Source organism: Streptomyces sp. NPDC046308, assembly GCF_055588065.1.
Genome location: NZ_JBVJFB010000003.1, coordinates 685,678 through 699,187, shown reverse-complemented (window position 1 = coordinate 699,187; position 13,510 = coordinate 685,678). Strand labels below are relative to the sequence as shown.

15 protein-coding genes are annotated in these 13,510 nt (G+C 73.6%); 9 read left to right on the top strand and 6 right to left on the bottom strand.

Annotation, left to right across the window (positions count from 1 at the left end; all coding sequences use genetic code 11):
- Positions 1-563: 563 nt before the first annotated feature.
- Positions 564-1,850: a DUF445 domain-containing protein gene (locus ACZ6JT_RS16995; RefSeq protein ID WP_469210732.1), complete on the top strand. Its 1,287-nt coding sequence runs from the start codon at positions 564-566 to the stop codon at positions 1,848-1,850.
- A 30-nt stretch (positions 1,851-1,880) separates the two neighbouring features.
- Here the strand turns inward: ACZ6JT_RS16995 and ACZ6JT_RS16990 are convergent, their stop codons facing one another.
- Both ACZ6JT_RS16990 and ACZ6JT_RS16985 read right to left on the bottom strand, forming a co-directional pair.
- On the bottom strand, positions 1,881-2,867 hold the full coding sequence (locus ACZ6JT_RS16990; RefSeq protein ID WP_469210564.1) for a hypothetical protein: 987 nt from the start codon (positions 2,865-2,867) through the stop codon (positions 1,881-1,883).
- 34 nt (positions 2,868-2,901) lie between these two features.
- A complete protein-coding gene (locus ACZ6JT_RS16985; protein WP_469210562.1) occupies positions 2,902-3,438 on the bottom strand; it encodes a GNAT family N-acetyltransferase in 537 nt (178 codons plus the stop codon).
- A gap of 554 nt (positions 3,439-3,992) precedes the next feature.
- On the opposite strand from ACZ6JT_RS16985, the gene ACZ6JT_RS16980 reads away from it, so the two are divergent.
- The 3 genes from ACZ6JT_RS16980 (at position 3,993) to ACZ6JT_RS16970 (ending at position 5,017) form a co-directional block, all read left to right on the top strand.
- Positions 3,993-4,187 (top strand): hypothetical protein, encoded by a 195-nt coding sequence (locus ACZ6JT_RS16980; protein WP_469210560.1) that lies wholly within the window; start codon positions 3,993-3,995, stop codon positions 4,185-4,187.
- A 9-nt stretch (positions 4,188-4,196) separates the two neighbouring features.
- Positions 4,197-4,523, top strand: coding sequence for a hypothetical protein (locus ACZ6JT_RS16975; protein ID WP_469210558.1), 327 nt, complete (start codon positions 4,197-4,199; stop codon positions 4,521-4,523).
- A 71-nt stretch (positions 4,524-4,594) separates the two neighbouring features.
- Entirely contained in the window at positions 4,595-5,017 is a 423-nt protein-coding gene (locus ACZ6JT_RS16970) for a very short patch repair endonuclease (protein ID WP_469210556.1), read from the top strand.
- Between the two features lie 133 nt (positions 5,018-5,150).
- Here the strand turns inward: ACZ6JT_RS16970 and ACZ6JT_RS16965 are convergent, their stop codons facing one another.
- Positions 5,151-6,152, bottom strand: coding sequence for an SEC-C metal-binding domain-containing protein (locus tag ACZ6JT_RS16965; RefSeq protein WP_469210554.1), 1,002 nt, complete (start codon positions 6,150-6,152; stop codon positions 5,151-5,153).
- A 56-nt stretch (positions 6,153-6,208) separates the two neighbouring features.
- On the opposite strand from ACZ6JT_RS16965, the gene ACZ6JT_RS16960 reads away from it, so the two are divergent.
- From ACZ6JT_RS16960 to ACZ6JT_RS16945, 4 genes are all read left to right on the top strand, one after another.
- Positions 6,209-7,030 carry a class E sortase gene (locus tag ACZ6JT_RS16960; RefSeq protein WP_469210553.1) on the top strand — a complete coding sequence of 274 codons (822 nt, stop codon included), beginning with the start codon at positions 6,209-6,211 and terminating at the stop codon, positions 7,028-7,030.
- Positions 7,031-7,139: 109 nt separating this feature from the next.
- On the top strand, positions 7,140-7,457 hold the full coding sequence (locus tag ACZ6JT_RS16955) for a DUF6412 domain-containing protein (protein ID WP_469210551.1): 318 nt from the start codon (positions 7,140-7,142) through the stop codon (positions 7,455-7,457).
- A 132-nt stretch (positions 7,458-7,589) separates the two neighbouring features.
- Positions 7,590-8,399, top strand: coding sequence for a YidC/Oxa1 family membrane protein insertase (locus ACZ6JT_RS16950; RefSeq protein ID WP_469210549.1), 810 nt, complete (start codon positions 7,590-7,592; stop codon positions 8,397-8,399).
- Between the two features lie 212 nt (positions 8,400-8,611).
- Positions 8,612-9,469 (top strand): fumarylacetoacetate hydrolase family protein, encoded by an 858-nt coding sequence (locus ACZ6JT_RS16945; protein WP_469210547.1) that lies wholly within the window; start codon positions 8,612-8,614, stop codon positions 9,467-9,469.
- A 68-nt stretch (positions 9,470-9,537) separates the two neighbouring features.
- On the opposite strand, the gene ACZ6JT_RS16940 is transcribed toward ACZ6JT_RS16945, so the two are convergent.
- Positions 9,538-10,677, bottom strand: a complete 1,140-nt coding sequence (locus tag ACZ6JT_RS16940) for a Gfo/Idh/MocA family oxidoreductase (protein WP_469210545.1) — start codon at positions 10,675-10,677, stop codon at positions 9,538-9,540.
- A gap of 55 nt (positions 10,678-10,732) precedes the next feature.
- Here ACZ6JT_RS16940 and ACZ6JT_RS16935 point away from each other — a divergent pair, with 55 nt between their 5' ends.
- Positions 10,733-11,929: an ROK family protein gene (locus tag ACZ6JT_RS16935; protein ID WP_469210543.1), complete on the top strand. Its 1,197-nt coding sequence runs from the start codon at positions 10,733-10,735 to the stop codon at positions 11,927-11,929.
- A gap of 608 nt (positions 11,930-12,537) precedes the next feature.
- Here ACZ6JT_RS16935 and ACZ6JT_RS16930 read toward each other — a convergent pair.
- Both ACZ6JT_RS16930 and ACZ6JT_RS16925 read right to left on the bottom strand, forming a co-directional pair.
- Positions 12,538-13,128: a malonic semialdehyde reductase gene (locus ACZ6JT_RS16930; RefSeq protein ID WP_469210541.1), complete on the bottom strand. Its 591-nt coding sequence runs from the start codon at positions 13,126-13,128 to the stop codon at positions 12,538-12,540.
- 97 nt (positions 13,129-13,225) lie between these two features.
- Positions 13,226-13,444, bottom strand: a complete 219-nt coding sequence (locus ACZ6JT_RS16925; protein WP_319723379.1) for an exodeoxyribonuclease VII small subunit — start codon at positions 13,442-13,444, stop codon at positions 13,226-13,228.
- Positions 13,445-13,510 lie beyond the last annotated feature (66 nt).

The window sequence follows — 13,510 nt, the reverse complement described above, 5'->3', positions numbered from 1 at the left end:
GGGCGCGGCCCCGTCGCCGACGTGGCTCCGGCCGACGGCGGCTGGTGTTGCGGGCCGGCCGCAGCTGCCGTTTGGGGCCGCGACTCGGAACGGGTCAGTCCGGCGGGGCGTGCCGCCGCGCCGGGGCTGCGGCTGCTCCCGGCTGTGCCCGCGACGGGGCACAGTCCCGTCGCGGCACCGGTGCGGACCGGGACCGTGGCCCTGGGCTTCGACCGCTGGCCAGGGTTCCGGCTCGCGGCAGCGGGACGTGGCGAGGGCCGGGCGCGTTAGCCCCGTACCGGGCGGGCAAGAGATCGGTCGGCCCGCGCCTACGGCCCGCCGAGCTCCCGTACCGCAGCTCGCGCGGCAGCGAGACGGAGGGGCTCGTGCGTCCCGTCGCGGAGCGGCAGGCCGCGCGGGTCGCCCGTACCGCAGCCCCCGCGGGAGCGAAAGGGTGTGGCGGGAACTCCTCGGGGCTCCCAGGAGTCGGATGCTATGCAGACAAAACCGGCGCCCCCGGGGGAAGGCAGGAGCACGTGGAGAACCGCAGCACGGCCGGAGGCACCGCCCCGACGCCGCCACCCGTGGCACCCCCCGCCCGCGGAGCGTTCGTGTTCAACGCCGCGGACGAGGAGCGCCGGCACGGTGTCCGGCGGATGAAGACCATCGCGACCGGTCTGCTGATCCTGGTCGCGCTGGTCTACGTACTCGCCAAGTACGCCCAGCACGCGTGGGGCGCCGGCGGCTGGGCCGGCTACGTGGCCGCCGCGGCCGAGGCCGGCATGGTCGGCGCGCTCGCGGACTGGTTCGCCGTCACCGCCCTCTTCAAGCGGCCGCTCGGCCTGCCCATCCCGCACACAGCGATCATCCCGACGAAGAAGGACCAGCTCGGCGTCACCCTCGGCGACTTCGTCGGCGAGAACTTCCTCTCCTCCGACGTGGTCCGCGCCCGCCTCCACGCCCTCGGCATCGGCGGCCGCCTCGGGGCCTGGCTGGCCGAGCCCGCCCACGCGGACCGGGTCACGGCCGAGCTGGCGGCCGCCCTGCGCGGGGCGCTGACCGTACTGCGCGACTCCGACGTGCAGGCCGTCGTCGGCGAGGCGATCACCCGGCGCGCGGAGAGCGCGGAGATCGCGCCGGGCATCGGCAAGACACTGGGGCGGGTCGTCGCGGACGGCGGCCACCACCGCGCCGTCGACCTGATCTGCGCCAAGGCCCACGACTGGCTGGTCACCCACGGGGACTCGATCACGGACGCGGTGCAGGGCGGCGCCCCGGGCTGGACCCCGCGGTTCGTGGACCGCAAGGTGGGCGAGCGCGTCTACAAGGAGCTGCTCCGTTTCGTCACGGAGATGCGCGACATGCCCGAGCACCCTGCACGCGGGGCGGTGGACCGCTTCCTGCGGGACTTCGCGGCCGACCTCCAGTCCGACACGGAGACGCGCGCGAGGGTGGAGCGCCTCAAGTCCGAGATCCTGGCGCGCGACGAGGTCCAGGACGTCATCGCCTCGGCCTGGTCGGCGATCCGCTCGATGATCATCTCGGCGGCGGAGGACGAGCAGAGCGAGCTGCGCCTGCGGGTCCGCGCCTCGCTGATCTCCCTGGGCGCGCGGCTGGCCACCGACGGCCGGCTGCAGGCGAAGCTGGAGGGCTGGATCGAGGGTGCGGTCGTCTATGTCGTCACCACCTACCGGACCGAGATCACCTCGCTGATCACGGACACGGTGGCGGGCTGGGACGCCGAGCACACCTCCCGCAAGATCGAGGCCCACATCGGCCGCGACCTGCAGTTCATCCGGATCAACGGCACGGTGGTCGGCGCCCTGGCGGGCCTGCTGATCTACTCGGTGTCCCGGGCCTTCGGGGCGTAGCCACGGGAGCGGACCTCGCGGGAGCGGACGCTACGCGAGCGGCAGCTCCAGCTGGGCGTGTCCACGGGCGGTGACGCCCGGCGGCGCGGGGCGGGCCGCGCCCAGGGCGAGGAGGGCGCGCAGGGCGCCGATCACGACCGCCGGCCGCTCCCGGAGGATCGCCGGGGTGGTACTGGCGACCAGGACGCCGTGGGACTCCAGGCGCAGCCGGCGGTGCAGCGTGGCCTGCCAGGCGTCGCGCGTGTAGTGGTACTCCGCGGAGTCGACCTCCAGCGCCACGCCCTCCTCGGGCCAGTACGCGTCCGGTGTGGCGAGGAAGGCGCCGTCGGGCGCGTAGAGGCGGGCGTTCCACAGCGGTGCGGGCAGGTCCGTTGCCGACAGGGTGTCGCGGGCGCGGCCCTCGGCGATCGAGCGGACCCCGGCGAGCAGTTCCGCGGCGGCGGCGCGGACGGCGGGGCGGTTCCGGACGCGGCCGGCGCGCAATTCGGCGTGCAGGTCGTGTGGGTGGCACCAGCCGCCCTGGACGACGTTCGCGAGGACGGAGCGCACCAGGTCCGGGTCGTCCGTGCGGGCCGCGAAGTCGGCGGCGGCCCGGACCGGGCGCGCGCTGGGGACGCCGTGGACGTGGATGGTCGCGGGCCAGCGGGCGGTCGGGGCGGGCCGGACGCGGCCGGCGGCCGTCACCGTGCGCGGGGAGCGTACGAGGACGTCGAGCGGCTCGGGCGGGGCGCCGCGGATGCCGAGGAGCGCGAGCGCGGCGCCCCCGGTGAGGGCGGCGGTCGCCCCGGACAGCGGGTCGGCGGCGGGATCGGCCGCGTACAGGACGGCGGACAGCGCCTGCTGCCGGGCGTTCGGCGGGCCGGTCTGCAGGAGGTACACGCGGGGCAGGAGCCGCTGCCAGGGCCCTGCGCGGCGGCTGCGGCCGCTGATGGTGGCGGCCGGGATCCCGGCCTGCCTGAGCTGGTGGCGGGTGGCCATGTTGAGCTGGCGCTGGGCGACGGCGATACGTGTGATCATGCCCGGGATATGCCCGGTGGGGTGCGGGCGATGCTCAGGCCGAGGGGTGGTTCGGGGCGAGGAAGACGACGACGCCGTTCTCCGTTCCGGGCAGCGGAGTGACCTCGTGCCAGCCGAGCCGGCGGTAGGTGGCGACGGTGTCGGTGGCCATGCGCGCGGTGAGCAGCCAGGCGCGGGCGTCCGGGGCGTCGGCGGTGATCTCGGCGAGGAGGGCGCGGCCGGTGCCGTGGCCGCGCGCGTGCGGGCGTACGGCGAGCTCGTCGATCTCCAGGGCGCCGATGAGGAGTTCCCGTACGCGCGGTCGGCCGAGCTGTGCGGTGACCTGGGCGTAGGCCCGGTCGGTGGGGAAGGCCCTGGGGGTCAGCCAGGCGGTGGCGAATCCGTCGATGCCGACGGCCGACTGGGCGAAGGCGGTACGGAATCCCGTGCGGCGGCTGTCGGCCTGGAGCCGGGCAGCGAACTGGCGAATGGTTTCTTCGTCTTCGTTCCACGGGGGAGCGGAGAAGACCTCGCCGTAGGCGTCGGCGAGTTCGTCCGACAGGTCCAGGACGGCCGGTCCATAACAGATCACGTTTGCAGCTCCTTGGGCCGGCTTGGGCGGCTTCGGTCGTATCGCCCCTCTCAGAGAGTGAATCTACGCCGGGAAGGTTCCCGGGAGGGCAGGTGCACGGATCCGGAGGGTGTGCGACAAATCCGACTTCCGTACGGTGCCGGGGCCGGCCCGTATCGGCGCCGCACGGGCGGCCGTTGAACGGGTGGAGCACAAAGCCGAACGCACCACACGCCTCGCAGGACCCGCACGCCCCGCGGGACCCGCAGGACCAGCGCGGCCGGCGGGACCCGCGGGGCCAGCGCGGCCGGCGGGACCCGCGGGGCCAGCGCGGCCGGCGGGACCCGCGGGGCCAGCGCGGCCGGCGGGACCCGCGGGAACGGCGCCGCCGGCGGGATCCGCAGGACCAGCGCGGCCCGCAGGACCCGCAGGAACAGCGCCTCTGGCGGGTCCGGCGGAACCCGCGGGACCCGCAGGAACAGCGCCGCCGCAGGACCGCAGGACCAGCGCGGCCGGCAGATCCCGCGGAAGACCCTCAGGAACCGTACGACTCGCACGACACCCCGGAGCCCAGCGTGCAGACGAACACCCTCATCACCCGACTCCTGGTCGCTCTCGGGGGCTGCGCCGTGGCGTTCTTCGTCATCCTGGGGGTGATGGCGGTGCTGCCCCGCGCCATTCAGGACTCCCTCCCGCCCGGTGTCCTCGGCGGAGCCGTCGTGGTGCTGGGGGTGGCGGCCGCGCGCCGCTTCACCCGGCGGGCGCGTTAGCCTCGACCGATGACGTCCGAACGGCCGGAGGCCCCCACCATGGCGCAGATCCCCACCTCACTCGTGGCCGCAGCCGGCCTCGTCGGCGGCTACGCCACCGCCCGCTGGACCGGCAGGCGCCCCCTCGGCGGCGTGGTCCTCGCAGCCGCCGGCACCATCGCCGCCCGCGAATGGCACCGCCGCACGGCCCCGACGACGACGGCCCTCCTCGGCGCGGCCTACATCGCCGCCTTCGCGGCCTCCCACCCCCTGGCCAAGAAGATCGGCCCCTGGCCCGCGGTCTTCACAGCCGCCACCACGATGGCCGCAGCCGCCCACACCACAGCCGACCGCTAGCCCACCAACCATGGCTTCGACCTCGCCGAAGCACAGACCGTTCTGTCAGAGGGCGGCGCAAGAATGATGGCGTGAAGCCCTTGGAGACGACGCCCGCCATCCGTGCCCGGATGAGCCTGCAGAAGAGCCGGGACACCCAGGTGGAGGTCGCGCTGCGGCGCGCTCTCCATGCTGCGGGTCTGCGATACCGCGTACATCGGCGCCCTGTGAAGGGTGTACGTCGGGAGGCCGACATCGTCTTCGGCCCGGCCCGCGTCGCGGTCTTTGTCGACGGGTGCTTCTGGCACGGTTGCCCGGAGCACGCGACGTGGCCGAAACGCAATGCGGAGTTCTGGCGGTCCAAGATCGAGGGTAATCGCGGCCGGGACGTCGACACAGACGCCAAGTTGGCCGAGGCCGGTTGGCTCGCGGTTCGGGTATGGGAGCACGAGAGCGCCGAAGAGGCCGCTGCCAGGGTTCAGGAGATCGTGCGGAGGCGGCGGACCACTGGCTGAGGCGAGCGGGTGGGGCGGGTACCGCAGGGTGCGCCCGCCCCACGCTCGAATCGGGCCGACGAAGCGGCCGGGTACGGCCGGAAGAGGCTCCTGGGTCGGGCGAAGCCGTCGATAGGCCCGGCTCACGCCCCGCCTATCGCCCCTCGCCGTGACATTCCGCGTACGGCTTGCCCGAGGTGCACCAGCAGGGGTTGGTGGGGGTGGGGGGCCAGGGGGTGGCTTTGCCGCGGGCGGCGAGGGTGGTGGCGTATTCGGCCAGCAGGGACGGGGAGGCCGGGGAGGTTTTCTCCGAGGCCGCGAAGGCCTCGTAGGAGGGGACGCTCGCGGTGACGATGCCGAGGTTCGTGGTGCCCGAGGCGGCCAGGGCGCGCAGCGAGGTCTCGATCTCCCTCAGGTGGGCCTCGTGCGAGGCGTACTCCGTGGCGAGGGTGGGGTACGAGGTGAGGAGCTCGGCCAGTTCGCGTGCGGGCCAGTGGAGGATCGCCACCGGGAACGGGCGGGAGAGGGCCGCGCGGCGGTCGCCCAGTTCGGCGCGCAGGCGGGCGATCTCGGCGCGCAGTTCGGCGGGGTCGTCGGAGCCGAGCGCCCAGATGCGCTTCGGGTCGTGGAGCTCGTCCAGGGGGATCGGGCCGATGTGACGGGTGTCGGCGACCATGTCCCAGTCGTCGTGCGGGCGCCCGAGGAGGCGGCGTACCCGGTGGCGGCCGGTCAGGAGGGCGGTGGTGCCCCGGGTGAGGGGGTCGTCCTCCGTGATGAGGAGGGTCGCCGCTTCGGTGAAGCACTCGTGCGAGGCCTCCAACTCGTCGTGGGCCTCCAGGGCTTCGGCGATGACCTCCCACGGCGCCGGGTCCTTGGGCGAGGCGGCGCGGATGCCCTGGATGAGGGCGCGGGCCTCCGGCTCGTGGCCGTACTCCCAGAGGTTCGCCGCCTGCAGGGCCTTGATCAGGTGGGGGTCGGAAGGCGAGGAGGACAGGAGTTGGTCGTAGAGGGCGCTCGCCCGGTCGCGTGCGTCGGCCAGTTCGAGGTGGGCCGCGGCCTGGAGGAGCAAGGGCTCCTGGTCCTCGGGGTAGCGGGTCGCCGTGCGGATGAGGCGCTCGGCTTCGGCGATGTGCTCGGCAGGCGTGTCGGGGCGCATGGTTCACACCGTACTGCCGCTGGTCAGTTGACGGGGGAGGACTTAAGGTGCCGCCCGTGCGGGATCACATACCTGTGGTGGTTCAGGGGAGCGGCCGGCGGGCGCGCCGGGCCGGTCTCGTGGGGGTGCTGTGGGCGGCCGCCGAGCTGACCGTCACCGTGGGCGTGGTGGTGTTGTTGCTGGTGGTGTACCAGGTGTGGTGGACCAACCGGCAGGCCGCGGCCGCCGCGCAGGATCGGGTCCAGGCACTGGAGCGGGACTGGGGGCAGCATCCCGCATCCGACCCGTCTGACCCGTCCGATGCCTCTGAGGCACCTGACGCACCCCGCGCACCTGATCTTCCGGAGTCCGCCGCGAGCGTTCCCGGACCTGTGGCGGGTCCTGTCCCCGTACCCGGCCCCGCCGGGCCGCCCCGGTCCGCCGCCGCGCCGCCGCGGGACCGGGCGTACGCCGTCCTGCGCATCCCGCGCCTGGGGCTCGTCGTCCCCATCGCGCAGGGGATCGACAAGCGGACCGTCCTCGACAAGGGATACGTCGGGCAGTACCCCGGGACCGCCGGGCCCGGGGAGCGGGGGAACTTCGCGCTGGCCGGCCACCGCAACACCCACGGTGAGCCCTTCCGGTACGTCAACCGGCTGCGGGCGGGCGACGAGCTGATCGTCGAAGTACGGGGGCGCAGGTTCACGTACGTGGTCGGGAAGACGCTGGGCGAGACGACCGAGCGGGACACCGGGGTGATCGCGCCCGTGCCGCGGAGCGTGGTCAAGCCGGACCAGGGGTACGCAGAGCCCGGCTCGTACATCACCCTCACCACCTGCACGCCCGAGTACAGCTCCAAGTACCGGCTGGTGGTCTGGGGGACCCTCAAGCCGGCCTGACCCCCAAGGTCGTCCCTGACCCGTTCCGTTGTCAGTGGGGCCGGTTACCATCGAACGCGTACGTGAACGCGCGTGCCGGAGTCGGTTGAGTGGAGAGGGGGAGGTCCGTATGGCCAACGTGTTCGCCCGGGCCTCGCGAGCCCTCGCCGTGCTGCTCCCGCTCGTGCTGCTCGGGGGAGTCATCGGGCTGTTCGCCGGCGAGAGCGGGCTGGGCGCCGTCGTGGTGGCCCTCGCGGCCACCGTCGCCGTGGGCACCGAGGCCCTGGCCGCCGCCACGCGGCTCGTGCGGCCCGTGCCGCCGCACCGCATACGCACCGCGATACGTGATCGCGAGCAGCGCACGGCGTTCCTGCCGCAGCGCGATCCCGACGCCTCGGGCCGGTCCCGGCCCCGGGCACCCGGCCGTGCCCTTCCGACGGCCGCGTAGGGGCGCGCAGTACATCCTGTTGTCGTGCTTGTTCTCGCCTTCTGCTGACTGATCACTGTTGTCGCCCCTCGCGGGTCGTCACGCCGAAATGCACCTCTTTCGACGTTCGACGAGACCCTTCGGAGGGCCCACGTGTCCGTTTTCACCCACCTTGTTGCTGAGCTGGGCCGGCTTCTGGAGCCGGTACTGGCCCAGTCCGCGACCGCTGCCGCGATCGTGCTGTTCACCGTGCTCGTACGGCTCGCCCTGCACCCGCTGAGCCGGGCCGCCTTCCGCGGGGCGACCCCGGCGGCGGGGTGCCTGCCGCTGCTGCTCCAGCTGCCCGTGTTCTTCGTGATGTACCAGGCGTTCTCCTCCTCGAAGGTCGGCGGCGAGGCCAACGAGCTCCTCGGACACCGGCTGTTCGCCGCGCCGCTGGGCTCGCGGTGGACCGAGGCGCTGGGGGAGGGCGGCCCGTTCGGGGCGCAGGGTCTGGTGTTCCTCGGGCTGTTCGCGGCGATCGCGGTGGTCGCCGCCTGGAGCGCGGTACGGGGCCGCAAGGCGGCGGCCGTGGCCGCTGCCGCTGCCTCCACCGCGACACCGGCCGGCCGCGGCAAGGCCAAGCCGGGGGCGGCGAAGGCCAACGCGGGCGCCAAGCCGGGGGCGAAGTCGGGCGCCAAGGCGCGCGCCAACGCGGGCGCCAAGGCGGGGGCCAGGGCCGGGGTCGTGGCCGAGGTGACCGCCGAGCAGCAGGAGGTCATGCGCAAGCTGGGCGGCGTACTGCCCCTGCTCTCGTTCGGGACGCTGATCACGGCCGCCGTGGTGCCGCTGGCCGCCGGGCTGTACCTGCTGACCACCACCGCGTGGTCGGTCGCGGAGCGCGTCTGGCTGCAGCACCGCAAGGAGCGGGCCGAGCGCGCGGAGCAGGCCGGCCAGGCGGCACAGGTGGAGCAGATGGCGTAGGCGGCGTAGGCGGCGTCGGTGGAGAGGCGGAGCAGGTGGAGCAGGTGGAGCGGGGGCGGCGGCCGGTGGAGGGGTGCGTTCCAGTCCGTGAACAGGGTCTTGCGGATTGGGTGGACTTCTTGGAGGATCAACCAATCCTCCGATGGCCGCAACCCATCGGCCGGCCTGCGGCAGCCCGTGGGCCGACCACCCACGACCACGGGAGAATGCCCATGAAGCTGCTGCGTGTCGGACCCGTCGGGTCGGAACGCCCCGCGCTGCTCGACCAGGACGGGACCCTGCGCGACCTCTCCGGCCTGATCACGGATGTGGACGGCGGCCTGCTGGCCGACGACTCCGTGTTGTCCCGGGTGCGGGACGCGGCCGGGTCCGGTGAGCTTCCGGTGCTGGGCGCCGAAGGGCTCCGGATCGGTGCGCCCGTCGGCCGCATCGGCAAGGTCGTGGGCATCGGCCTCAACTACTTCGGCCACGCGGCCGAGATCGGCGCGGAGCCGCCGGCCGAGCCGATCCTGTTCCTCAAGGCCCCGGACACCGTGGTCGGCCCCGACGACACCGTGCTGATCCCGCGCGGCAGCGTGAAGACCGACTGGGAGGCCGAACTCGGCGTCGTCATCGGCAGCACCGCCCGCTACCTGTCCTCCGCCGAGGAGGGCCTCGCCCACGTCGGCGGCTACGTGCTGGTCAACGACGTCTCGGAGCGCGAGTTCCAGATCGAGCGCGGGGGCACCTGGGACAAGGGCAAGAACTGCGAGACCTTCACCCCGCTCGGCCCCTGGCTGGTCACGGCCGACGAGGTCCCGGACCCGCAGGTCCTGGACGTGAAGCTGTGGGTCAACGGCGAGCTGAAGCAGGACGGCAACACCTCGGACCAGATCTTCCCTGTCGGCGAGGTCGTCCGGTACCTGAGCCAGTTCATGACCCTCTACCCCGGCGACGTCATCGTCACGGGTACGCCGGGCGGCGTGGCCATGGGCCAGCCGGAGCCGAAGCCGTACCTGCGGGCCGGTGACGTCGTGGAGGTGGCGATCGAGGGCCTGGGCCGTCAGCGCCAGGAGTTCAAGAACGCCTAGAAGCACCCGAAACGGGGGGCGGGACTGCCATCGGCGGTCCCGCCCCCCTTTCGCTGGCGCGGGGTCCTTCACTCCGAACCGGACGGTGCGGCGGGAATCTCCACCACCACACCCTCGAGGGACGACTTGCGCGCTGCCTCCAGTACGTCGAGACAGTGCGCGGCCTCGTGCGCCGTGACCGGGGCCGGCCCGCCCGTGCGCAGCGCGGCCGCCACCGCCGCGTAGTACGCCGGGTAGTCGCCCGGCTCGGTCGGCAGCGGGGTCCCGCCGCCGGTCAGCGGGGACTCCCCGGAACCCACCCGCCCCCACAGGTGCGGAGGCTCCTCGCCCCAGGGCGTCTCGCCGTCCGGCCGCAGCCCCTCGCGCAGGGCGCCTTCCTGCGGGTCGAGTCCGTACTTCACGTAGCCGGCCCGCGAACCCAGCACCCGGAACCGCGGTCCCAGCTGGGCGGTGGTGGCGCTGACGTAGAAGTGGGAGCGGACCCCGTTCGCGTGCGTGACGGCGATGAAGGTGTCGTCGTCGGTCTCGGCGCCCGGGCGGCGCGCGTCGGTCTCCGCGTAGACCCGTACGGCCGGACCGAAGAGCACGAGCGCCTGGTCCACGACGTGGCTGCCCAGGTCGTACAGCAGGCCGCCGATCTCCTCCGGGGCGCCCGACTCGCGCCAGCCGCCCTTCAGCTGCGGGCGCCAGCGCTCGAAACGGGACTCGAAGCGCTGGACGTCGCCGAGCTCGCCCTCCGCGAGGAGGCGCTGGAGCGTGAGGAAGTCGTTGTCCCAGCGGCGGTTCTGGAAGACGGAGAGGAAGGTCCCGCTGCGGTCCGCGAGGGCGGCCAGCGCGCGGGCCTCGGCGGCGGTGGCGGCGAGCGGCTTGTCCACGACCACCGGGATCCCGGCTTCGAGGGCGGTGGTGGCGAGCGGGACGTGCGTCCGGTTGGGGGAGGCGACCACGACGAGGTCGAGGTCCCGGTCCCACAACTCGTCGGCGCCGGCGGCGATGTGGACGTCGGGGAACTCCGCGCGGGCCTGGGCCTGGCGGCCCGGGTCGGAGGTGACGACGGTGTCGAGGGCGAGTCCGTCCGTGGCGGCCACGAGGGGGGCGTGGAAGACGGAGCCGGCGAGTCCGTAGCCGATGAGGCCGACGCGGAGGGGTGCGGGGGAGGCGGGGGAGGTGGGGGAGGTGGGGGAGGAAGGGGAGGCGGGGTTGCTCATGGAACCACTTTGGCAACAGTGTTGTAGAAGTGCAAGGAAGGTGGACAATGGGCTCGTGAACAGGGCGAGCGGTGACGGGCGCGGCGGGGTGAACCTGCCGGCGCTGCGCGGGTACAACGAGGCGCTGATGCTGGATCTGCTGCGCGGCGCGGGCCCGGCAGGCCTGGGCCGCGCCGAGCTCGCGGCCCGTACGGGACTGACCCCGCAGGCCGTCAGCAAGATCACGGCCCGGCTCGGCGCGGACGGGCTGGTGGCCGAGGCCGGGCGAGCCGCGTCCACCGGCGGCAAACCGCGCACCCTGCTCCGGCTGGTGCCGGACGTCCATCACGCCGCCGGAGTGCACCTGGACCGCGACGAGCTCCGGGCGGTACGGGTGGACCTGGCGGGCCGCGTCGTGGCCGAGAGCGGTGGCCCGCTGGACTTCGGGGCCGGCCCGGAGGCGGTGGTGGAGGCCGTCGTACGGGCGGTCGCGCGGGTCGGAGACCCGGCCGGCCTGCCGCTCCTGGGCGTCGGGGTGGCCGCACCGGGGCCGCTCGACCACCGGGCCGGGACGATGGGGCGGGTGACGGGGTTCCCGAGCTGGAAGGGGTTTCCGCTGCGGGGGGTGCTGGAGCGGCGCCTGGGCCTGCCGGTGCTGCTGGACAAGGACACGAACGCCGGCGCGGCCGCGGCTGCCGGGGCGTGGCTCAGGGCCGCCTGGCCGGGTGCGGGTGCCGGTGCCGGGCGTGGCGCGGGGGCCGGGGGTGGCGGGCTCGGCGCGGACGCCGCGCCGGATGGGTATGCGTACGCGTATCCGTTCGCCGACCAAGGGCCCCGCACCTGCGTGTACCTGCACTTCGGCACCGGGCTCGGCGCAGGGTTGTGGCTGGGAGGCGAGGTCTACCGCGGTGAACGCTCGGCGGCGGGGGAATTTGGGCACCAGGTGCTCCTGCTGGACGGCCCGCCGTGCCGGTGCGGGGCGCGCGGCTGTGTGGAGGCGCTGTGCCTGGAGGCGGTGGCCCGAGGCGATCTTCCCGAGGCGGCCCGGATCCTCGGCGAGGCTGCGGCCAATCTGGTCGCGCTGCTGGATGTGGACCGGGTGCTGCTCGGCGGGCGTGTGGTGGAGGCGACGCCGGGGATCTTCCTGGAGAGGGTGCGGTCGGCGATGGCCCTCCGAGGGTGGGGGGCGGGAGTCTTCGTCGCGCTCGCGGAGGTGGGGGTGGCGGAGGGGGCGGCGGAGCTGGTGCTGGGCCCTGTGTTCGGGCGAACGTAGCGGATCGCGGACCGTGGACCGTGGCCTGGTCCCGCTATGGATGGCCGGGGTCAAAGATCGGGGGCTCAAGCGCCGACGGGGCTGGACCGGTGCGGGGTGGCTGCGCCGCTCGGGCGGGGCTTTGGGCGGGGTCGGGCTTCGGGTGGGGGTCGGTTGGGGTGGGGGCGGGCGCGCGCCGGGGCGTCTCCTCGGGCGCCGAACGTGACGAGGGGTCGGACAGCTCGGCGGCAGTGCGTTCGACGCCCTGCGGGGATCACCCCGACACACACCCACCCCCACCCCAACCGCCCCGGCTGCTACCCGCACCCCTGCACCCTTCGGCTTCGCCGCACCATCCAGCCTCCGCCACACAAATTCAGCCCTAGCCGCACCCATTCAGCCTCGCCGGCGATTGAGGCGCGGGGTCCGGGGCGGAGCCCCGATCTTTGAGCCGCACTGGCCAGCCGCGCCGCAGCACGGCCTTGGCCGTATCTTGCGCAAGTTCAGCCTCGCCGGCGTTTGAGGCGCGGGGGCTGGGGCGGAGCCATGCGCGGGTGGAGCGGGCAAAGGGCCGTGCCCCCGGGATTTCGGGGGCACGGCCCTTTGGCGTGGTGCGGCTGCGGTCGGGTTCAGACCGTGGTGATGACCTCGTCGAACGACAGGCGCGGGGAGCGCGGGAACCCGGCGTCCTCGCCCGGCTTGCCGATGTTGACGACCATCAGCGGGGTGTGGTCGGCGTCCAGGAACTCCTTCTGGATGCCACCGAAGTCCGCGCCGGTCATCGGACCCGCGGCCAGACCGGCGGCGCGCACGCCGACGATGAAGTACGCGGCCTGCAGGGCGGCGTTCAGCAGCGCGGACTGCTCGCGGACCGGGCGCTCGGCGAAGAAGAGGTCCTTGGCCTGCGGGAAGTGCGGCAGCAGCTGCGGGAGCTCCTCGTGGAACTCGTTGTCCGCGGAGAGGATCGCGACCAGCGGCGCGGCGGCGGTCTTCGCCGCGTTGCCCTCGGCCATGTGCTTCACGAGGCGCTCGCGGGCCTCGGGGGAGCGGACCAGCGTGATGCGCAGCGGCGTCTGGTTGAACGCGGTGGGGCCGAACTTCACCAGGTCGTAGATCGCCTGGACCTGCTCCTCGGTGACCGGCTCGTCCGAGAACGAGTTGGCCGTGCGGGCCTCGCGGAACAGCAGGTCCTGCGCGGCGGAGTCAAGAACGAGAGACATCGGAAAGCCTTCTTCCATACGGAGGTGAAGCGATGTCCCCGACTCTACGGCCGAAGTAGATGAATTTTCAACTAAATGACCCTGAGGGTGACCGGGATCACTCCTCCTCGGCCGGCTCGCGCGCCGCCAGCGCCGAGTCCAGCCGGGCCCGGGCGCCCTCCAGCCAGTGCCGGCAGACCTTCGCCAGCTCCTCGCCGCGCTCCCAGAGCGCCAGCGAGTCCTCCAGCGAGGTCCCGCCCGCCTCCAGCTTGCGGACGACCTCAATGAGCTCGTCGCGGGCCTGCTCGTATCCCAGCGCCGTCTCGGCCTCTGCCATTCCCTTTTCCACCCTATGTGTGTAGTGCAACCAGTTCGTTGCGGCCGTGTGTCGTCTTTCCGGGTG